The sequence below is a fragment of the Rhodopirellula sp. UH5 genome (genome assembly GCF_056839225.1).
The window spans coordinates 6,147,878-6,169,717 of sequence record NZ_CM166390.1; the positions used below are offsets into that span (position 1 = coordinate 6,147,878).

The window sequence follows — 21,840 nt, forward strand, 5'->3', positions numbered from 1 at the left end:
CATGACGCGGCCTTACAGTTGAAGCTCTTGCCTTTCAGTTTCCAATTTGATCCGACAAAGGACGCACCCGTGAGATTGTCGTACGCCCGTTTCCAACCCGCCCGCCCAGGCATTTCTCGAGTTGCCACGTTCGCGTTGGCCGCTTTGGTCGCCGTCGCAGGCATCGCCTCACCGTTCACTTCGGTGATGGCTCAAGAAAAATTGACTCCCGGTGGCGGCAGTGCCGTGGCGGGACAATCCACTGAACCCGTTGTCGTGGTCACGTTGGGCAGCATTGACCAATTGACCCGCGACTTGAACTACCTCAGTGGTGCGATCGGCCAGCCTCAATTGGGCGGCATGTTCGCCATGATGGCCGGAACCTTCACGCAAGGCATCGACACCTCTCAACCGGTTGGTGTGGTCGTCCCGTTGATCGACGGTGCTCCGGAACCCATCGCGTTGTTGCCAACCTCCAATGTCAAAACCGTGCTCAAACGCATGGAAGCTCAAGTCGGCCCCGCCGACGAACTGGACGACGGCACCATGGTGATCGCCATCGGCGCCAACACGGTGTTCATCCGCCAAGTCGGTAACTGGGCTGTCTTGGCTCGCAACCGCAGCGTGCTGGACCGTGCTCCCGCCGACCCCTCGGCCATCATCAGCGAGATGGGCACGGACTACGACATCGCCGTTCGCTTGGACGTCCAACAGATCCCGCCGCCAATGCGTGATGCCTTGATCGGGCAAATTCGCCAAGGCTTTGATCAAGCCATGAAGCAGCAACAAAACGGCGACGAAGCCGCTTTGGAATACGCCGCTCAATCGATCGAACAACTCGAACAAGTCATCGATCAAACCAAAGAACTGATGATCGGAATCGACATTGATTCGGCCAATCGCCGCATCATGCTCGAGACCGAATTCACCGCCGTTGCCGGAACCAAATTGGCTCGCATCTACGACGGGCAAAAACCGATCCCGTCGGCTTACAGCAGTGTCATTCGTGAAGATGCCGCCGGCTACGTTCACTTCGCCAGTTCGATTGGCCCCGAGGCTTTGGAACAAGCTCAAACGAGCGTCGACGGTGCCATGCAAATGCTGGGATCGGCTCTGAGCCAAACCGACAAGCTGAGCGAATCCGAGCAAGCCGAAGCGACAGACATGATTCGCCGCGTGGTTGAATTGATGATGGACTCGGCCAAAGAAGGCAAGTCGGACTTCGGTGCCTTGTTGCTGACCGATGCCAATAAATTGCAATTCGCAATGGGGGCCTTTGTTTCCGACGGTGGCGAAGCCGCCAGCATCGTCAAAGATGTCGCTGCCAAGGTTCAAGGTCGCGGTGACGCACCTCGCTTTGAGTTCGACGTCAACAATTACAAGGGCGTCAATATGCACTTGGTGGAAGCCGACGTGCCCGCTGACGAAGACGAAGTTCGCAAGATCTTCGGCGAACAAGTTCGCGTTCACATCGGAACTGGCCCCAAAGCCATCTACGTTGCTTTGGGCGATGACAGCCTGCCATTGATGAAGCAATTGATCGACGCGGAAGCAACACCCGTGGCTCCGTCGGGCAACACGTTGATGCAACTGGAAGTCAACCTGATGCCAATCCTTCAGTTTGCTCAATCGATCGAGAACAACGACGCGATCGCCGCCATGATCGACGCTCTTTCGCGAGCCGATGACGCAGGTGAATTGCGGATCGTTTCCGAAGCGATCGAAAACGGCCAAATCAGCCGGTTCATCATCGGTGACGGCATGCTGCAAGCCATCGGTGCTGCCGCTCGCCAAGCTCAGCAAGCCAAGATGAACCAAGGCTTCTGAGCCAACGCTGTTCGGATCATTTGCTCTGTCAGATGATCTGAATGGACCACGTTTCAAACCTCTCTGGGCCGACCCGATATCGGGTGGATCCAGGGAGGTTTTTTCTTGTCCTCCAAAGTTGCCCGGTGTCATGGCCTCTGATTCATCTTCCGCCTCACCCGACGCTGACGCCCCTTCCCGCGGTCGCAGCCGAGCCTTCCTGTTTGGACTGCTCTGTTTTGCTGCAGGAATCGGATTGGGATGGTTCCTGCGAGGAAAGCAGTCGTCTCGCTCCGTGGCCTCACCGCCCACCGTGGTCGGAACTGACTCATCTTCCTCCAATCGCACATCAACCGACGGTCAGTCGGCATCGTCGGAAGTCCCCATGTCCGAGGTGTTGAAGCTCGCGGAGGAATCGCTGCAGCATTTGATCGCCAACGTTGACGGCTACACAACGCGAATGATCAAACACGAACAAGATCGCAACGGAGTCCTGCAAGAACCGTCTGAGATGTTCATGAAGATCCGAACGCGACATGTCGGTGGTGAACCAGGTCACGGCCTTCGCGCTTACTTGCGATTTGAGACACCAGAATCCGCGAAGGGACGCGAAGTGATCTGGATCGAAGATCAAAACGACGGACAGCTGCTCGTTCGCGAAGCGGGATTCATCGGCAGCATGATGACCGCCAAATTGGACCCGACCAACTTCCTCGCGATGCGAGGCCAACGCTATCCGATCACCGAACTGGGACTGACCAACTTGGTTCGCAAGTTGATCGAGCGAGGTTCTCGCGACATCGACAATCCCGATGTCGAAGTCATTCGCACGGAAGGCCATGACTTTGACGGGCAATCATTGACGTTGCTCCAGATCAAACGGTCTATGCCGAGCGACCAACCCGATGACTTCTCATTGGCCGAGGTCGTGATTGATGAAGAACAAAAACTCATCGTCAGCTTCCGCAGCTTCGGTTGGCCTGAATCCGAAGGCGATACACCTCCGTTGATCGAGTCCTACGAATACCACGACCTGGTCATCAATCCGACATTGATCGATCTCGATTTCGATCCCGCCAATCCGGACTACACGTTTCCTGAGTGAAGCGTTTGAGAAACTGCGAATGACAGAGTCGAAAAAGTTGCCCCCGACAATGCTGAAGAAGGCCTAAGTTTTCTTTACCCTGTCTGCCTGACGACCTGTCTCAGTATGGTACCAGCCACTTTATGTCGCCAGTGATCAAGGCTCACTACCAAAAGCTCAAGATCGCTGGCAAGGAATCCAAGGTGGCCATCGTTGCGTGCATGAGGAAGCTGCTGACGATTATGAACGTGATGGTCAGGACCGATCAAACGGGTTTGGAAATACTGAATTTCCAAACCTGACTTGACTTACCATTCGACCGTCCCCGCCCTGGCGAAGCCCTCCGCCTCGCTCACAAAAAGATTTGACATCGCCCCCCAATCGTGACTTATGTTCCTTAATCGAAGCCGATGGCGCTGTTCGGTGCCACTGCTCTTGGCATCAAGATTTCAACTAGCGAAATGGAAATGGCTGGTGTGTCTGTCGAATTCTTTTCACCCAGCAGGCGATTGATTATCGGGGCCCTGTTTGTTGTCCTCGGTGTCGTGGAGGCCCCGAAGAGCGTATCCGCGATGCAAACGGATCGTGGTGAAAAGAGAGTTCTTGAAACAGCTTTTTTGGATGTTCCCGCTGGCATCATTCCCTCGGCTAGGGTTGAACTTGTTCGGTGTGTTGACGGGAAAAAACTGGTCCATCCGGGATTATCGTGGATTTGGTAAGATTCTCGGCCCTGGAGAATCACAATGCAAGACAAAGAACTTTATCAACAAATCCTTGGACTTCATTCGCCCTGGTCGGTCGATGAGGTCGAGCTCGATAAAGACGCAGCAGAGATACGAGTGAAGGTGGAACATCCTCGGGGCACCAAGTTCTGTTGTCCTGAATGCCAGACCGAATTGCCATGCCACGATCATTCGGAGCCACGACGCTGGAGACACCTCGATTCGTGTCAGTTCAAAACGATCTTGATTGCTCGGACACCGCGTGTGAAATGTCCGACTCACGGGGTCAAGACTGTGAATGTCCCTTGGGCTGAGAAGAGCAGCCGATTCACAATTATGTTTGAGCGATTCGCCATCGATGTCTTGATGGCGACACAGACGGTCAAGGGAGCGATGGGCGTTCTCGATACGAAGTGGGATCAAACTTGGAATATCATTGCCCGAGCTGTGCGCCGCGGAAAGAATCGGAAGCTGACTAGAATGCTGCCACGAATCGGGATCGACGAGAAGGCGTTCAAGAAAGGCCACAGCTATATCACGATGCTCTACGACTTGGACAATAGCACCGTCGAGGCAATCAGTGCAGGCAACGACACGCAGGCAGGAAACGCCTGTTTTTCCGAGCTTTCTAAACAACAATTGGATTCTGTCGAGGCGATTGCGATGGACATGAGTGCGGCCTATGTCAAGGCGGCAAAGCAGTCGATCCCACTGGCCGAGCAGAAGATTGTGCATGACCGTTTCCATGTAATGCAGCTAGCGACGAAGGCGGTCGACAAAGTGAGGCGACGTGAACACAAGCAGCTTCAAAGCGAAGGGGACGATCGCCTCACTCATTCACGCTATCTCTGGCTCAAAAGCCAGGAGAACCTCACGGAGAATCAACGTTCAGGATTCGATGAGGTCTATACCAATCAACTTGAGACCGGCAGGGCATGGGCGTACAAGGAGATGCTGCGTGATCTTTGGAATCACGACGATGCCGCTTCAGTAACGGCCTATTTCCAGGATTGGTACAAGCGAGTTATTCACACGAAGCTGGAGCCAATGAAAGCTGTCGCACGCACAATCAAGGATCGCCTTGGGAATGTTGTGAGCTACTGCACGTATGGCATTACCAATGCGGTCGCCGAAGGCATGAACAGCAAAATCATGTCCATCAAAAGACGAGTCGGTGGATTCCGAAACGTTGAAAACTTCAAAACAGCCATCTTCTTTTACTGTGGCGGCTTGGATCTCTACCCACGATAATCCCGGATGGACCTTTTGATGCTCCTCAAAACGGCGGGTAACCAAGCGATGATGACGGAGCGGCGGTGGTCGCCGTTTTGGCAATGGTTGAGTCTCTCGCCGCCGCCCGCATATCGCGGCCGTTATCCGATTAACCGACCGTCATCCTCTATTGACTGACTCGAGTTCATTGACGCGAATCGAAGAGCTATTGTCTGCTCTACCAGGCGTATCCGCTGCATCGCTTCGGAGGTCTGCTGGTGGAGATATATCTGGCAAGGTCCGTTGCACATCGCTTGCTGGATTTGATGCTGTATCGCGTTGCGGCAGCGGTGCGAATGTCGCCATGTCGCTTGGGCAAACTGAAGCTGCCGTATTTCGCGTACTTGGTCCTGTCGCTGGTCTTGACTGCTACTTCACTTTCGCTGACCTTGAAACCGACCTGCCCACCCAATGCCAGCGCCTAGGGTATTACGCAGCCGCATTGCTTTACAGCGTGTCATTGCTGAACGATGATGAGCTCGACGAGCTCGAGTCGATTTGGAATGTGAGCTTTTCCCGGACGGACGGATAACCAAGGCATTCAACGGAGGACGGGTGTCACGTTTTTCTGTCTGCTTGCAGCTCAACCGCCCGTCCCCGCTGATGCCAACCGTTATCTGACTTACGCACACTCACTTCCGGACTTTTCGTGAGATTCAGCATCAGCAGGGCGCTTGCAGTGATAGCGGCGTATGCTGTTCTGCTCGCAACCATGCAGTCGCGGGGGATACCCGGTTTTGTCGCCGCAATTTTCGCTGGCACAACACTCAGCATGATCATTCTCATTGCGCGAGCGGACGACGTCGCGCCGATCGTCTATGTGACGATTGGTTCGATACTTGGAACAATCTTTGGTGTAGGCTGTTTGTCGACCATGATCCTGGAAGCGATGTACGGGTATGATCACGGTTTTGGAGAAGCCGCGACTTCCGCAGCCATTGGCGGTGCATTCGGTGCGGTCGCTGGTGGACTGTTAGGATCCCACTTTGTGCACCGTCCACCTTCAGAATGCGAAGCAGACCAGCGAGATCCGCGTGATGAGATCTAGGACGCGGCGCTGCAGACGTCACACTGCCAGATAACCATGACGTCCACCGGAGGACGGCATGGGGCGTTCACAAATGGAAAATTAAACCGCCGTCCCCGGTGACGTCGGCCGTTATCCCAACTAGACCGAAAATAGACGATGCAAGTTTCACACATCGAGGGAATTGAGGACGCTTTCAAGCTTGCATCGCAATTCGAGACGCCGGTTGGGAATCGGGTGCAATACGCATTCAGAGGCCACGCGAACAAATCGTACCGGCTTGAACCTACACTCTCGCGTTTACTCATCCCCCAGAACCCCACGGAAGAGCAGGCGATTGAAACGGAGTCGCGAATCACATTTGAATACATAAGACGTAGCAAGCATCTGCGTCCGCGTGAGGCTGGTGGGGTGTTTGGCGGGCGAACGACAGATATTGAGCATTGGCAGACAATGCAACATTACGGAGCTCCAACTCGACTGCTTGACTGGACACGCTCTTTTTACGTTGCGTTGTACTTTGCCGTCGCTGCGGAACCATCCGTAGATGGTTCTGTAATAGTTGTTGATGTAGGTTCGCTTAGGAATTGGAGTGGGAAGTCAGGCGATCCTCGGAAACCAGAAGACTTCAAGCAGTACGTTGGTGAAAAGCCGACGGCATTTTTGTACTCCCCAAGCGCAGATTTCGAGAGGGCGATCATACAACAAGGCTTATTCACTTTTCCAACGCACCTAGTTTGTGACCACGACACGCTCTACCGCGACGCGGCCGGTGATGATGTCGACCAAGTGCGACTAATTACGATTGCTTCAAAATGCAAGCCACACCTGCTTTCGCAATTGGTCTCCATGAACGTAACTGCTGCAACTTTATTTCCTGGACTCGACGGGGTTGCTCGTTCAATATCAGATCTCGCAACTATCTGCACCTTCGAAAGCTAATGCCAATGCACACTATCTGGGATAACCATTCCGATGCACGTGCGGACTGGCAAGGTCTGATTGACTAGCGGGTGGGAATCCCGTCTGGGTAAGCGTTAGCCGCGCGCCCAGTATCGAGTGTTGCAGGCTTCGTATAGGCACCATGAGCTGAAGTCGAAGTTTGAAGCGTACACAGAAAGGTAGTGAGGATGAAGCGCTCGTAGGTGGCCCTGCGACGTTGAATGGATTTTAGCCCCGAAATTTGGTAACTGTTGGATCCTGCCCAAGGTTTGTGCATCCCTGAAGGCAACATCGCTTGCAGCGTCACTTGGCGAGCAGCAAGCGGAGACCCGGGGTCGGCGGCCCATTCGCATTACACATCAAGCCAATCAGGCAACCAGTGAGACCCTGAAGTTCTTGACCGAACCCAAGCCTTCCAACTTGGCCGATCGAGTATGTCCTAGAAGTGGAATAAGCGACGAAGACAAATGACATTCAGGGAGTCGGATGACCGAATAGTACCGCAGAAACTTGAAGTCCAATCAGGTGGAATGAAGCCGGGTAATGCTGGCGAAGGGAAGGCGGTCAGGCCAACACGCGTCCAAGACGCCGAGTCGCCCACACTCAGTGGCGGGAGTACGGTTCTGGATCGTCTTGAACGCATCACCGAAAGAGCGAAGGCGCATCCCGAAGAGGTTTTCAATAACCTCTTTTCGCTGCTCAATTACGAGCTGCTGTGGTATGCGTTTCGCCGACTGAAGCGAGGGAAAGTGCCGGGGGTCGATGGCGTGGCGGTGGAAGATTACGAGGAGGATCTGGAGGGCAACCTTCTTGGCCTGCTCGATCGACTTCATCGTGGCAGCTATCGCCCGAACCCAAGCTTGCGAAAGAACATCCCGAAAGGGAATGGGAAAACGCGACCTCTGGGGATCGCTTGCGTGGAAGACAAGCTCGTTCAGCGAGCGATGGTGATGGTCCTCGAGCGGATCTACGAAGTCGACTTTTACGACTTCTCGTATGGATTCCGTCCGCAGCGATCATGCCACCAAGCGTTGTCGGCACTCGGTCAAAGCATCGCGACCGAGAAAGTGAACTGGATCAGTGACGCGGACATCGAAGGCTTCTTCGACAACGTGTGTCACGAGAGCCTCTTGGAACTGTTGCAAGTTCGCATCAGCGACCCCAAGCTGCTCGCTCTGATCACGCGGTTTCTCAAAGCAGGTGTGATGATCGAAGGCAAACTGGAAGCAACCGACGAGGGCGTTCCACAAGGTTCGAGCCTCTCTCCGCTGCTTGCGAATGTGTACCTGCATCACGTGTTGGACGTTTGGTTCGAACGGGAAGTGAAGCCACGACTGCAAGGACAAGCGACTCTGATTCGGTATGCGGATGACTTCATCTGCTGTTTTGAACTGGAATCGGATGCGCGGAGATACCAAGCGGTCCTGCCGAAACGACTTGCCCGGTATTCGCTGTCAGTCGCCCAGGAGAAGACGAAGTTGCTCCGATTCGGTCGTTTTGCCCAGCGTGATTCCAAACGCTGGGGCGAAGGGCCTCCGGGAACTTTTGACTTCCTGGGATTCACTCATTACTGCGGGCGCAGCCGCGCTGGAAAGTTCAAGCTGAAACGGAAGACGTCGGGGAAGAAGTATCGGCAGAAGGTCGTGGAACTGCGTCGCTGGTTCAAGAGTCAGTTGGACGTTCCGATCGGCGAGATGTGGCAGACCCTTAACGCGAAGCTTCGCGGTCACTACCAGTACTACGGTATCAATGACAATTGGCCGATGCTGATGGCGTACCGCAACAAGGCCCGCGTGCTGGTCAAGCGTCACCTCAGTCGTCGGAGCCAAAGCAGCTACGTGAACTGGACGCACCTGGCCCGTCTGTGCGAGCGACATCCCTTGTCGAATCCGCGGCAGCTCACGGACCTGATCGCGATGTCGCGTGCGTCGATGAGTGCTGTGTGAGAGGTGTTGGTTGGGAGCCGGATGCTAGAAAGTGGCACGTCCGGATCTGAGAGGGGCCGAGGGTCAATGCGGCATGGTTAGAATATTGTGACACCACCACAGGAAACCGGTGGCAAACAGGGAACACAAACCCTAACCTAAACCAAAGAGACCTCGGTCTACTCGCCCGAAGTCGCGGTTCGGCCGCTTCCTGACGGTGAGTTTTTTGGCCGCGACATCGGTCATCGCGGTCGCTACCCAGTGAACAACAGGAAGCTTTCACGTATGCGATCTCTCCCAAAAACCATTTCGTCGCTCGCGTTTCTAGCGATAATGACTTGTGGTTGCGGAAGATCTTCGGGACCGGTTGAGACAAGCCAACTTCCGCAGAACCAGCGACTGTCAAAGGCCCCGGAGCAATCCGTAGCACAGCTGACGGTTAGACGCAATCTGGACGCCGAGACTATCCTCGCGGACCTAGGATTGGACGCATGGGCTTTCGAAGTGACTGGCGTACCTTGGTACGTGGGAAGTAACGATTTCCCATCGGCCAAAAGGAAAAAATCGGAGGAGTCGAATTGTCTTTCAACGAAACTACTTAGAATCCTCGCAGTCATTTTACACGAAGAACCGTTCGGCGGACTCGAGCAAGGACGCGTTCGGCTCCCTTGTCCTCCTTTTGCCTGATCCCGTATCTCCGGAGGAGCAGTTTGAGGAAGATCTAATCATCACGACGAAACTGGGATATGATCCGACAAGTGGCAGAGGGATAGGTCGTAGAGCTGTCAGGGAAACAATACGGAAGCCAATCAAGGAGATCTATCCTGCTAGCGTTGGCTCCTACACATCAAGAAGCGAAAACCCGGGTGCATCCCGAAGCTTTGCAAAGATTTCCGAGGGCGAAACCGTAACACTCATCGACGAGACTCGCGATTTTGAACATTGGGACGACCGATTGCCATCCGACCAGCGCGAGACCATTCGCATTCAGTTAAGCATCACCGCAATCGCGCTGGAATGACTACCGCTGACAAAAAGGGAGTGTGGTGCGCGGTATCTCCCCCAGAGCTCAAGCTATAGTCTTCGTGGGTCGCTACGGAGCCTTCAGCAATCGATCGATGGGGCCCTCTGCTGACTTCTCTTTGCACGGGCATACGTTGCCGCATTCCGCCCCGCCTTTCGGGCAAGCCCTACTCACGGGTACGCATCGACATCTCACCAAATAAGGGACATCTTGATCGCTCAAGAATACGTGATCTGTCCCCGCCCAAGTGCTTGATCTACCTACGCTCAGAACTCCAGCAAGGCATCCGTCGGGCTTCCGGTTCGGCTTCTTGGTCAGCAGCCCACTGTGATCCAATGGATTGCTCCGCGACGGACCTGGAGTCGTCGGCCTCGTATCAAGTTTCTGTTCGTCACCTGGCGGGTCTTGGCGAAAAGATGTCTAGCGACGATTCTTTGCTGGCTTACCGATCGTCTTAGCGGGCTTCCTCCCCACGGTTTGTCACCGCCCCGCAGTTGCCCCGGGTTGCTTGGTGAATGGCCTCGTACTGTCTTTCTTCAGAGTTACATTTGGTATACTGACTCCTCGAAAGAAACCGGAACGAAGTACAGGAGACTGGCTTCACGAAGGAAGGGCACCCTACAAGATCACGCCAATGTTGGGCGTACTGCACCGGAGTACGGGCGTCAGTCTTCTTCCCCATTCCAACTTCACCGAACGCCCTGAGGTGGCCTTGGACGTTAGCACGCAAGAAAGAGACTGTGAGCGACTCTGACCGGGCATTTATCGGCGGCAATCGCAATCCGTGGAAGTACGGAATGTCACTCCGCGCCTCCAATGGTGACGAACCCGACCCCGAGGCAATCGAACAGGCAGCATCGATTCTTGGCCGCGAACCTTTCTTCGTCGACAAACGAGGCTACGAGTGCGAATTGGTTGCTGCGGCGATACAATCACCGACGAACCGTTTGGTGTACGTTGAATCTCGTGCAAAAAAACGCTGGTGGTCCTCGATAGTCGATATTACGATCAAGATTCACTACATCGACACCAACGGCAAATCGTCAGCTGTCGACATTGAATCATACAATCCATTCTTCGGCTGTGATGTTGGCATGATTGAATGGATCAACGACTACACTGCGTTGCTGATCTACCGCGAGAAACATTGGACCTTCGTCTATCGCATTGGTGACACGTGGCCGCCACATTTTGCGAAAATTGACGAACGATGGAGCATCAAAGATGACGTTTTGTCGTTCATGGCTTACAAGGCCGACGTTGTTCACCGACTGCAAATCCCGTCACTTGAACCGCTCGCGGATGTTCCGGTTTCGGAGGCTGAAACCGATGGCAGCCTTCCGCCCGACCCATATTCGTGCTAACAGTTTCGTGAGCCGGAGCGGCGAATCCGGCGGAAATGGAAGTCAAAGCGTAACGTCGCCGCCCTGTTACTCTGGACGTTATCCGACTGACGATTGGTTTGGTGCCCCGTGTCGCAAGCCGAACTTGTTGCCAACTACGACTCCAACGAATCGTTTTAGCAGCCTCGATTGATAGCATTGAGAACTTGAGCGAACCGGAACATGACAAGACGATTGCGGAATGCACGGAGGAACTTGAATCCTTTCCGGATGATGTCTACGCATTGAGTTTGCGTGGATGGGCTTGGAGCAAGAAGAAGCGATACGACAACGCAATTGCCGATTTTGACAAGGCGCTTTGTTGGGCTCCGGATCGCGTCGATGTGCTTAACAATCGCGGGCTGGCATACAGCGGTAAAGGTGAACACTTACTCGCAGTCGCCGACTTCACTGAAGCAATCTCTCGGGCACCCAGGCACACTGATCTTCACCACTTCTACTTCAATCGCGGTCGCTCCCGCAGGCTGACAGGTGCTTACGAAGATGCAATCGAAGATTTCAACATCGCGATCCGCCTTGATGACCAATATGTCAAGGCATACCGACTGCGAGGGCATTCGTGGGCCGACCGTGGTGACTACCTGCGGGCCCTAGCAGATTTCGACAACGCGATCCGCATCGGTCCGGGCTCCGCAGATGATTTTCACAATCGAGGGAATGCCTGGGTATCCCTCGGTAAGTTTCGCAAAGCGATCAAGGACTTCACGCGGGCGATCCGCCTTGAGCCAAACAACACCGATATTGCCAAAACCTATAACAGCCGCGGTATCGCGTGGAAGCGAAAAGGAAGATACGCCAAAACGCTTGCTGATTACGAGCGAGCACTTGAACTCGATTCCAATTCAGCGCAACGGCATGCCGTTCTCGCCGAGTTTCTGGCAACTTGCCCCAAAGGCCGGTTCCGCGACGGAGCTCGCGCGCTGAGGCTTATCAGCCAAGCATGCGAGCTGGCCGACAAATGCAGCGCGGATTACCTCGGCTGTTTTGCCTCTGCCTATGCCGCTCAAGGTGATTTTCTCTCCGCAATTGAATATCAAGAAAAAGCCCTCGACCTAGCTATGAATCAGGAAGAAGTGGAGGACATGCTGCTCTACATTGAGTCGTATAAGACGCACGTGCCTTGCCTGGATAAACCGCCGTCATGGCGAGATTGGTGGTCCTAAATGGTCCTTGTACTCCAATTGATTCGACTCGGCTGGGAGCGGCGAACTATCGGCTGCAACGGAGTGGCGGTGGTCGCCATTTTGCAAATGGAAAGTCGCTCGCCGTCGCCAGCTGAACCGCACTGTTCTGACAATCGAAGCTGGAGCTGAATACGTGATGCGACCGAAATTCTCCCTCCGCTTTCTACTTCTGGGAACAGCCTGCATTGCGTTCGCCATCAGCCTTGGGCAGTTTTTGGCATTGACCGGAACGCTCGCAATTCCTGTAGCCGTGTTCGCCAGTTTCTTGTGCCTCGTCCCGCTGTTGCTTAAACGCGATCACAGAGTTGCAAGATTGCTGTTGCCGTGTGTCGTATCGATTCAACTGGCTTTCGTGGTTCTCGTTCTGAGCCTTGGCCCCGTCTGTTCTGCGATGGTCCATTTTCGCGTCGACGAGAAGACATCCCCTTCGACGACAAACGTCTTTCGATTCGTTTATCATCCAATCAGCAACGCCTACTGTTTCGCCCCGGAGCCTGTAAGGTCCATCGGCATGCGTTACCTCGCATTTTGGTTTCCAAAGGACACGCCTCTCAAAGATGCCGGATTTCGTATCCAGTGGAAGACAAAAACAGGCTGGCAGGTCGTGAAGGCGAGCAGATCAATGACAGGCACGGGAGAACGGCTTGCGGCGCTAGATCGAATGGACCGCTCACTCTCCGGCCCCCGCGTTGCCTAACGTCCCACGTCGAAACTGACATCAAGTCCTCAATGATCCGAAACTGGTTCAGCGTGATTCGCGTTCTGATTCCGCTGCTTGCGGGATGCTCGCTTCTGGTTTCGTTGATCGTGTTGATGTGCTGTACGATCCAACTGTGCCATTCAATGCGCGCATCGATTCATTCGCTTCCACTTGGCTGATTCCATTCGTGACCCTCGCGCTCGGCAGCGTCTTTGGAACAATCCATTTTGCACTTGCTTGGTTCGCTCGCAATTTCCGCTACGTTGGCCATGATGGCGGGGGGCAATGACATGCACGAGAGCACGGCTTCCAGCGTTCTGGCAATGGATCGCTGTCTCTCCGTGCCCCGTGAGGTCCGACGCTCCGCGAATTGAGACGTTTGCGAACACACCAAGATTCACCATTCATTCCGCAGGTTGCTATCAATGCCGAAACACACCATTTCCATTTTTTCAGGATTGCTTGTTCTTGCATCCGTTCTTTGCTCGCCCACCACTTACGCTGACGAGCCAACGACTGAGACCGATCCTCATCCAAGTGAGGGAGTCATTCACTTCGAGTTTTCGGGATCGTACAACGTGGTCATCGACGGTGCGACCGTAGCGACGGGGCAGGGCACAACCACGGTCGAACTGAGCCAATCATTTGTGTACCGATTGTTTCATGATTATCAGAAAACGCTTCAGGACTCGAATATTGTCGGGGACGACGTAGCCGAAGGGATCTCGTCACTCCCGTCCACCCTTCGTTCGGCAAACGAGACCCTCAAATTGTTGTCGGATCCCGAAATGCAAGAAGCGCTGAGGCAGGTCGAGTCCATGCTTCGTTTGCTCCCAAGAACGACTGTCCCAAAGGAAGTGTCGACCGACTCTGATTCTGACCAAAATTGATCTGCCCGAGATCGAAGGGAACAAGGGCATCGCGATTTCGATTGGCTCACTTTTGCCCCGCTCCCTTTTGCCCTGCTCCAAATCATTTTCGATCGCCGATGGACATCCAAATGACTGATCGACGCAAATTCGTTCTCATTGTCGCCGCCAGCTTCGCTTGCGGTTTTATGGCGTGTGGTTTGTGCCGGATGTGGTTGCCGCTGGCCGACCGTCACGCCTTTCACGAGGTGACCGTTCAGTACACTGTCGACGATGGTCTCGGTGGCCTGTCGAGGTTCAGTGACCTGGAGGCTGAGGCGGCGATCCTCGGCTCCGACTATCTCACCATCACGCAGGTTGGCGGACGCATTGAAGTCATCCCCATCGAGCGAGTCGTCCGCTTCAGCTGCCGGCCCACTGGGCCGAGATGAGGCCACCTGCGAACGGCGATCAGTAGCCACTTCCTCACCGGCGATAGATGCGTTCACCGCGATTCGTTGCTTCTTCCGTTTCCGCCGACACCAAAGACGCTCAATCGTTGCTGCCTGGCGGGGGAGGTGCTAATATTTTTGCTTGGAAGGCGTTTTGCATTTCAAGCCATTGGGCAAAATCGAAAGGGATGGCGTTCACTGTTGCTTTCATCTGTGCGTCTATGCCCCGTCCTCTTTGATTGGACTTGCGCCCATGCATGCCCACGTTTGCTGTGCCCCATTCTGAATAGGAGATCCATTGAACAACTTGCTCTCTCAAACGCTTGAAAATAGAAATGTCGCCTTTGCGCGTCGGCAATTCAGCAAGCAGCGTGAGCTGAATTATCTAAAGATCAAGACTATTGATGCGTCAAATTGGAGATTCTCGAAGCGTAACGTCAAACTCCGGAAGGCCAATGAAGAAGAATTCTGGAAGCGTTGTAGTGCCAATCCCTACGCTTGGATGCACGCTAGATGGCTGGAGGGAAGACATGAAAGTCCTCTTCAGGAGGGCTGCTATGGGATTAGCCAGAAAAGATCAGAGCGGTTCCTGGGAGCGGTGCCGAACGATCAGTTCGGGTACGAAAGCAGAATTGAAGACGTTAGCGAAGGATTGGCCAAATATGGAAAACAGTTCCGCCAGTTTGCCTACCTTCCTTTAGACAACGTTGCTGACCTCCTCGAGTTCCAATCGCTATGTGGGCTTGCAAGCTGCGCGATCTTCATTAACAGCGACTGGTACGACCCAGCAAATGGTGTGATCCCCATGCCAAGCTCTGATACGGTACCGTGCGGTACTCATATGCTCACGCCGACATTCGACTCAACGACCCAACTGTTCCACTTTGACAACTCGTGGGGCTGGGAATGGGGTAATCAGGGTTCAGGAACACTTAGCACTGAATACCTTGAGCAACATGTTACCGAAATCCTGGGCTTTGCCGGTTTCATGGATCAGTTGCCGTACGACGTTAAGCAAGATGTTTGTGTTGGCTGGAAATGGGCCTTGTCGGAAAAGTTCTCAATACATGGTCGAGAGATCATTGAAGGCAACACCGGAGAGCGAATGGGTTGGGCTTTTGGCACCCGACGAGGAGATGAACTGGTGATTCACGAGTTTTTCGTTTGGCCCACTTACCGAGCTCGCGGTTTAGGACGAAAGCTTGCCGAGCTGATGCTGCAGCTGTGCAATGCAATGAACATCAAACCGCGACTGCGAGTGCCGTTCGTCGATTGTCTAAGTGCGCGGCAGGAAGGCGTATTGGTTGTTGCGAAACTGTTCGGGGTTGAACTTAGTGAATCGACCAACGATTTGTACTGTCTCGATGGTGTTGCCAGTCAAGGCTTGACTCAAGCAACCATCGCTTTGACAAGAGACCCGCCCCAGCCAGCTGCATCTCCTTTAGAGTGGATAAGGCGACGCCAAGACCCACCATTGATTGATCCAGTCAAGGTACCGGTGCTGTTTGGCACTAACCGAAATTGCGAAATAGACGGTGAGACAGTATCGCTTGGCAACGCTCGCAGCCCTGAGTTAACGCTCGGTTTCAGAGTAGTCGAGGTAACGAACATGCAAAGCTTTGGATCTGCCAGCAGGACTTGGCGAGAATCAACGATCGATTTTTGCACGTGGCTGGTGTCACGGTTTGCCGAGTCTAAAGAAGACGTGACTGCCATCAAGGTTGTCGAGACTGAAGGTTTTGAAAAACTTTCGCGATTCCTTAACGCAGACGAAGAATCACGACACCATTTGGTTTTTGTGCATGGCTTTAATACTACGTTTGATTTCGCGATGGCTCAGGCTGCTAGACTCAAGGCTGACCTCGCACTGAAAGGCAATATCTATCTTTTCTCATGGCCTTCGGCTGGAAATCCTGGCATGTACGCATCTGACGAGGCAGCTATTGAGGCGTCAATTCCTTTCTTCACAAAGTTCATGCAGGTGGTTCAAGATTCCGTCGATGGAGAGCCGTTATCGCTGTTGGCCCACAGTATGGGAAACAGATTGCTTGCACGATGGACTGAAATGCAGTCGTCGATGGAGCAGCCGGTGAAACTACGTGACGCAATTTTTGCCGCGCCGGACGTTGACCATGATGTATTCAAATACTCGTTGAAATCATGGGGCAATGTGTACCAACGCGCAACACTTTACGCCAATAGTGCAGACTTGGCTTTGCAGCTTTCTGAGATCAAGCATCTCTTCTCGCGTGCCGGACTGATTCCGCCTGTTGTTGAGGTCAATGGACTTGAAGTGGTTTTGGTTCAAGGATTTGATCTGTTTGATCTTGCACATGGGTATTTTGCTGAAGCAGGAAATACACTGCACGATATTTGTGTGATGTTGCGTTTCGATGCACCTGCAAAGGATCGTCCGGCAATCAGGAAACTATCGTTTGCATCTGGTGCATCTTGTTGGTCAATTCCTCATCGCTGACTTGCCCTCCCTTTGGTAAATGGGCGGATGAAGCCATCCAACATCCCAGTTGCCCCGGGGCGATCTATCGATGGTTTCACGGTTTTTGGACGCTACGGTCAGCATCAGCTCGTGAGCGACGCACGACCGCGGATGCTGTAGCGTTCTGCCGCGACCCGCTTCGATTTTGCCAGATCGACTTTGATGGCCTTTGGGCCAGGGGCACCGCCCCTGGACCCCTTGACGCCGCACCCCGAAGGGATTCATGGAAGGTATCCGTGGGTCGCGTGCCCAACACAACTCATGACACCGTTCAGGCGTGCGGGAACGAGAGACCTACAGGCCGAATCAGAACAGCTCGATGGCAGCGATGGCTTCGGCGACTTTTTCGATCGTTCCCGAGGCGTCAATGACGTGGGTGCGACCACCGGCGTTTGGCAATTCGTCCAAGAAGGCTTGGCGGACCTTGGCCATGTAGTCCACGCCTCGTGATTCCATCCGATCGGTTTCGCCACCGACTCGTTGCATCGAGATCTCGGCGGGCAAATCCAACAACAGCGTCACGTCCGGCTGAACCCCACCGCACGCGAGTCGGCCGAGTTGCCACAGCGTTTGCGCATCGACTTCACCACCAACGCTCTGATAGACCACATTGGCCAGCAAGAACCGGTCGCTGATCACCGTCACCCCATCGGCCAGCGCCGATCGCAAGGTCGATTCGATCATTTCACAGCGACTGGCCATGAACAAGATCGCTTCGGTGCGTCGATGCATTTGCAGATCACTGTCCAGCAACATCGCTCGCAATTTCGTTCCCAGGTCAGTCGACCCGGGGTCTCGCACGCAGAGAATCTTGCGGCCTTCGGATCGCAAACGATCGGCCAAGATCTCGATCTGGGATGACTTCCCAACCCCGTCGATTCCATCGAGCGTGATCAAACGCCCCGGATACGGGTGAGCGGGTTCCGCTGTGCATGGTTCCGCATGGTGAGAATCGTCAGGCATCAAAACGTCCCCGTTGAATAGGCATCGGCTTTGCCCACAATGGGCAAGTGAGCGTATTCCGACACCAACCAACCGCCGTGGGCCGCATTGGGATCGCCACTTTTTTCAAATGTCAGCATCAATCGTCTGGGAATGGAAACATTCTTGATCGACCCGCGTTTTTCACTGACGGTCACCTTGACCGTCATGTCCACGTTGGCTTGTGGTGGCAAGGATCCCTGCACCATTTTGATGGATCGAATGCTGCCGACTTTGGCGACTTCGAATTCATAGCGTTGAAGTTCGGTTCCAGCTTGCGTCTGGGTTTGTTCGGCACCGATCAATTCCACTACATCGTCGTAGCGTTCTTCCTCGACAGCTTTCGCGACATCGTAGATCAACGTTTCGATTCGTTCCTCGTCCGTCACCCAATTGCCGGCGATCACCCAAGCCAACGGAATCAAGGCGGCGGAGACCAAGCCGGCGATGGCCAATGCCTTTTTGCCCGTTTGCAACCAACTGAAAATCAACGCGGCGGCCAACACCCCCAGCATGATTGAAACCACGAGCGGTTGTTCAGCAAGGAGTTGAGTCATCGCAATCGCCAGAAAAGAGGAAGAGAGCCGCTTGGTTGCGATTCGCTGGGGTCACCCCAGGAACCACGATTCGATACGATAACCGCATTCGATCTCAGCGCCGTGAGGGTCGCCCTGATCCAATTGGTCATCCCGTTCATTTTAGCCACTTGTTCCATGAAACGTGTTTCGTTGCCAGTCGTCTCAGCCCAGCACTACCGTGGGGCAGTCGAGGGTGAATTGTGGGAGTTGAGGCCCGCCGCGGTGGCGGGTTCGTTCTCCGCTCGTTCGCAACCCACCGATGATTCACCGGAGGCGATCACGAAACTCGCCGTGAGCATGTTGCAGACGCCGGCGGACTTCCCCACCGTGTTCGAGGCGATTGTTCCCGGCGACCATGTGGCTTTGGCGGTTGACCCCAATGTCCCGCGAATTTCGGATGTTTTGCGGGGCGTGCTTGCCTTGCTCGGGCAAGCCAATGCGGGCAAGGTCAGCGTGGTGCTCTGGAACGAGGCCGACGAAGCCTTGGTGACTCGACTGCAGCAAGAACTGGATGCGGTCCAGGACAACCAAGCCACCCTCAAACCGATGAAGGTGGAAGTGGTTCGCCATGAACCACACCGACGCGAAAATTTGCGTTACATCGTCGCGGACGAAAACGCCGAGGCGGTTTACCTGGCCAAGGATCTGGTCGACGCTGACTTCACGTTGCCAATTCTGTCCGCTCGATCCCGTGACGCGATCAACAACGTTGATCCGACCGGCATCTTCCCATTGTTCGCGGATGCGGCGACGCAGCACCGCTACCAGATCGGATCCACCACGGAACCTTCGGAAGCCGCTTGGTTGCTGGGCGTGCAAGTCATGATGCTGGTTTCCGCCGACGCAGCCGGTGAACTCGGTCGATTGATCGCCGGCACCCCGGATGCCTTGCGCCATGAGCTGGCCAACCTGTATGCCAGCGGAGAGACGGCCGACCAAGAGTCCTGGGATCGCGACGAATCCGCGATCACTTCGGACGCCATCAGCGAGACCGTCCCGACCGCGGAAATGGTCGTTGCGGCTCTCGATGGAGACGAAAACTCGCAGACCTGGGCCAACCTGGCGCGGGCCGCAATCGCAGCCGGGCGTCACGTCACACCGGCCGGAACGATTGTGATTTGGTCGCAAGTCAGCACGCCGCCCGGCCCGGTGTGGTTGCGAGAACTCGGTCAATCACCGATCGGCATCGAGTCCGATCCGGACCAGAGCGACGCCTCCCAAGACAACGACGAGGAGGAGGAAGACGACTCGGGCACAGCCGATTTGGAACCGAGCAACCCAGCCAAGTTGGACCAGGACACGGCGTTCAAAAGCTGGGACGCGGAAACACCTCTGGCACGGCAATGGAGTCAATTGATTGCCGATGGTCACGTGCTGCTGCACTGCCAACTGGACGACGAGGTGATTGAATCGCTCGGGATGGGCGTCATTCACTCGGTCGAAGAACTTCGAACCTTAGGAGCGCGTCTCAAAGATGCCGGCGTGTTGCGTGCAGCGCACTACCACACCGAATCCATCGTCGCCTTCTCAATGACCGACGAAGAGGTGGAACCATGAAGAAGAAACCGAGCGCGGCAACTGTCAAAAAAACAGCCAAGAAGTCTGCTTCACGGAAATCGGCGAAGAAGTCCTCTCGCAAATCAACTCGCACGTCACATCCTGCCGCCCACCAAGCGAGTGGCAACGACGCCAAAAAATCCGCCAGCAAGAAGGTGAAGAAGTCGGTCAAGAAGAAGGCCGCGAAAAAGTCCGCTGTCAAAAGCGTTCGCAAGCAAAACCCCAAGCCCACCAGGCGTTCGCAAGAACCGATCGAACAGGCGTTCCGCTATTGTCCCTCGTGCCAAACACCGAGTGAGCATCTCGGAGCCATCCCGTTTCGCTGCGGAGAATGTGGATTCGCGTTCTTTTTTGGCCCCGTCGCGGCCGTCGGCGGGCTGATTGTGAACGAAGCTCAGGAATTGCTGCTTGTTCGTCGTGCACGCGACCCTGGCAAAGGCCAATGGGGTTTGCCCGGTGGCTTTGTCGATCGAGGCGAGTCCATCGAGGAAGCTCTGCGCCGTGAGGTCATCGAAGAGACTCAGTTGAAAGTGACCGAGTTGACGCTGTTGACGACAGGCCCCAACACTTACACCTACGCCGGCGTGACCGCTGATGTGATCGATTTGTTCTTTGTCTGCAAAGTTCCCACGAACGCTAAGATTCAATTGGAACCCACTGAACTGTCTGAGTTCAAATGGTGTGTGCCTACCAAGCGTGAGCTCAACAACATGGCATTCCCGTCCAATCGAATCGCGGTGGAACAATGGCTCCAAGAAAGAAAACAGGCCTCCAAATGAATTCAGCGATTCCGACCGAGCATTCACCGCGGGCATCCACCCGATCATCGGCGTCTCGCTGGGCAACCGTGTTGATGGCCGGAACGATGTTGATCCTCGCCTTTGCGGCAACCGAAGGATGCACCAATTCAGCCGGCAAACCCAAAAGCGGCAAGCTGCAAGTTCTCGCCACCACTGCGATGGTGGGCGACGTCGTCAAAGCGGTCGGTGGTGACGCAATCGAAGTCACCGTGTTGCTCGGTCCGGGCGTCGACCCGCACCTTTACAAGACGACTCGCGATGACGTGGCTCAAATTTTGGATGCCGATGTGGTGTTTTATTCGGGTTTGATGCTCGAGGGAAAAATGTCGGACACCTTTGCGAAGGTCGGGAAATCGAAACCCGTTTTCGCAGTGACAGAGGATTTGGATCACGACAAGCTTTTGTCTGATTCGCAGCAAACCGGCCACCCCGATCCGCACGTTTGGTTCGATGTCGAACTGTGGTCGCTCACCGCCAACCAAGTCGCGGAAGTCCTCGGGGAACAGTTGCCCGAACACCTGGATACGTTTGCGATGAATTCGTCAAACTACCAATCGGATTTGCGAGACCTCGCAGCGGACGCCAAGGCCGCCCTGGCAACGATCCCAGAAGACCAACGAATTCTGATCACCTCGCACGATGCGTTCGGCTACCTTGGCCGCGCTTACGGGATCGAGGTCATGGGTGTGCAGGGAATTTCAACGGACTCAGAAGCCGGGCTGCAACGCATCAACGAACTCGTCGACTTGATCGTTGAGAAACAGGTCCCCGCCGTCTTTGTTGAAACCAGTGTGAATGGGAAAAGCATTCAAGCCTTGATCGATGGCGCCCGTTCTCGTGGGCACGCGGTCAAAATTGGCGGGGAACTGTTTTCTGACGCCGCTGGCGAAGCGGGCACTTACGAGGGCACCTACCCTGGCATGATTGATCACAATGTGACACTGATCACCCGAGCCCTGGGAGGCGAAGCCCCCGAGAATGGATTGCGAGGCAAACTGAGCATGGACGCGGAAACGACAGCCGAGACCTCGAACGTTCCGAATTAGGCACCGTCCCCGT

General features: G+C 54.7%; 18 protein-coding genes. 16 read left to right on the forward strand and 2 right to left on the reverse strand.

Translation table 11 applies throughout. The features are described 5' to 3' along the window. The first annotated feature begins 18 nt into the window (after positions 1-18). The 13 genes from UH5x_RS21915 to UH5x_RS21975 all read left to right on the forward strand — a co-directional run bounded on the left by UH5x_RS21915 (position 19) and on the right by UH5x_RS21975 (position 16,844). Positions 19-1,806, forward strand: coding sequence for a hypothetical protein (locus UH5x_RS21915; protein ID WP_047813773.1), 1,788 nt, complete (start codon positions 19-21; stop codon positions 1,804-1,806). A 130-nt stretch (positions 1,807-1,936) separates the two neighbouring features. After that, the gene (locus tag UH5x_RS21920) at positions 1,937-2,890 is read left to right on the forward strand and encodes a DUF1571 domain-containing protein (protein WP_482633673.1); all 954 of its coding nucleotides are present in this window, start codon (positions 1,937-1,939) and stop codon (positions 2,888-2,890) included. Positions 2,891-3,279: 389 nt separating this feature from the next. After that, positions 3,280-3,588 (forward strand): hypothetical protein, encoded by a 309-nt coding sequence (locus UH5x_RS21925; RefSeq protein WP_482633674.1) that lies wholly within the window; start codon positions 3,280-3,282, stop codon positions 3,586-3,588. Positions 3,589-3,612: 24 nt separating this feature from the next. Next, positions 3,613-4,842 (forward strand): ISL3 family transposase, encoded by a 1,230-nt coding sequence (locus UH5x_RS21930; RefSeq protein WP_482633675.1) that lies wholly within the window; start codon positions 3,613-3,615, stop codon positions 4,840-4,842. Positions 4,843-5,081: 239 nt separating this feature from the next. Further along, positions 5,082-5,288, forward strand: coding sequence for a hypothetical protein (locus UH5x_RS21935; protein ID WP_482633676.1), 207 nt, complete (start codon positions 5,082-5,084; stop codon positions 5,286-5,288). A gap of 347 nt (positions 5,289-5,635) precedes the next feature. Beyond that, positions 5,636-5,911, forward strand: coding sequence for a hypothetical protein (locus tag UH5x_RS21940; RefSeq protein ID WP_482633677.1), 276 nt, complete (start codon positions 5,636-5,638; stop codon positions 5,909-5,911). A 138-nt stretch (positions 5,912-6,049) separates the two neighbouring features. Then, positions 6,050-6,832 (forward strand): FRG domain-containing protein, encoded by a 783-nt coding sequence (locus UH5x_RS21945; protein WP_482633678.1) that lies wholly within the window; start codon positions 6,050-6,052, stop codon positions 6,830-6,832. A 530-nt stretch (positions 6,833-7,362) separates the two neighbouring features. Further along, positions 7,363-8,778 carry a group II intron reverse transcriptase/maturase gene (gene ltrA, locus UH5x_RS21950; protein ID WP_482633679.1) on the forward strand — a complete coding sequence of 472 codons (1,416 nt, stop codon included), beginning with the start codon at positions 7,363-7,365 and terminating at the stop codon, positions 8,776-8,778. Positions 8,779-10,578: 1,800 nt separating this feature from the next. Then, positions 10,579-11,145 (forward strand): hypothetical protein, encoded by a 567-nt coding sequence (locus UH5x_RS21955; protein ID WP_482633680.1) that lies wholly within the window; start codon positions 10,579-10,581, stop codon positions 11,143-11,145. A gap of 185 nt (positions 11,146-11,330) precedes the next feature. After that, entirely contained in the window at positions 11,331-12,347 is a 1,017-nt protein-coding gene (locus UH5x_RS21960) for a tetratricopeptide repeat protein (RefSeq protein WP_482633681.1), read from the forward strand. Between the two features lie 157 nt (positions 12,348-12,504). Then, entirely contained in the window at positions 12,505-13,065 is a 561-nt protein-coding gene (locus tag UH5x_RS21965) for a hypothetical protein (protein ID WP_482633682.1), read from the forward strand. Between the two features lie 1,003 nt (positions 13,066-14,068). Then, complete coding sequence (locus UH5x_RS21970) at positions 14,069-14,368, forward strand: hypothetical protein (RefSeq protein WP_482633683.1); 300 nt, start codon at positions 14,069-14,071, stop codon at positions 14,366-14,368. A gap of 298 nt (positions 14,369-14,666) precedes the next feature. Beyond that, positions 14,667-16,844, forward strand: coding sequence for an alpha/beta hydrolase (locus UH5x_RS21975; protein WP_482633684.1), 2,178 nt, complete (start codon positions 14,667-14,669; stop codon positions 16,842-16,844). 327 nt (positions 16,845-17,171) lie between these two features. On the opposite strand, the gene tmk is transcribed toward UH5x_RS21975, so the two are convergent. Both tmk and UH5x_RS21985 read right to left on the reverse strand, forming a co-directional pair. Further along, positions 17,172-17,828, reverse strand: coding sequence for a dTMP kinase (gene tmk, locus UH5x_RS21980; RefSeq protein WP_482633685.1), 657 nt, complete (start codon positions 17,826-17,828; stop codon positions 17,172-17,174). Continuing rightward, on the reverse strand, positions 17,828-18,403 hold the full coding sequence (locus UH5x_RS21985; protein ID WP_482633686.1) for a hypothetical protein: 576 nt from the start codon (positions 18,401-18,403) through the stop codon (positions 17,828-17,830). Before UH5x_RS21985 ends, tmk begins: the two co-directional genes overlap by 1 nt. A 156-nt stretch (positions 18,404-18,559) precedes the next feature. Here UH5x_RS21985 and UH5x_RS21990 point away from each other — a divergent pair, with 156 nt between their 5' ends. From UH5x_RS21990 to UH5x_RS22000, 3 genes are read left to right on the forward strand one after another with little or no spacing between them, the layout of a single operon-like run. Beyond that, complete coding sequence (locus tag UH5x_RS21990) at positions 18,560-19,981, forward strand: transcriptional regulator (RefSeq protein ID WP_482633687.1); 1,422 nt, start codon at positions 18,560-18,562, stop codon at positions 19,979-19,981. Continuing rightward, positions 19,978-20,760: an NUDIX hydrolase gene (locus UH5x_RS21995; RefSeq protein ID WP_482633688.1), complete on the forward strand. Its 783-nt coding sequence runs from the start codon at positions 19,978-19,980 to the stop codon at positions 20,758-20,760. Before UH5x_RS21990 ends, UH5x_RS21995 begins: the two co-directional genes overlap by 4 nt. Then, positions 20,757-21,827 carry a metal ABC transporter solute-binding protein, Zn/Mn family gene (locus UH5x_RS22000; RefSeq protein WP_482633689.1) on the forward strand — a complete coding sequence of 357 codons (1,071 nt, stop codon included), beginning with the start codon at positions 20,757-20,759 and terminating at the stop codon, positions 21,825-21,827. Before UH5x_RS21995 ends, UH5x_RS22000 begins: the two co-directional genes overlap by 4 nt. The last annotated feature ends 13 nt before the right edge of the window (positions 21,828-21,840 follow it).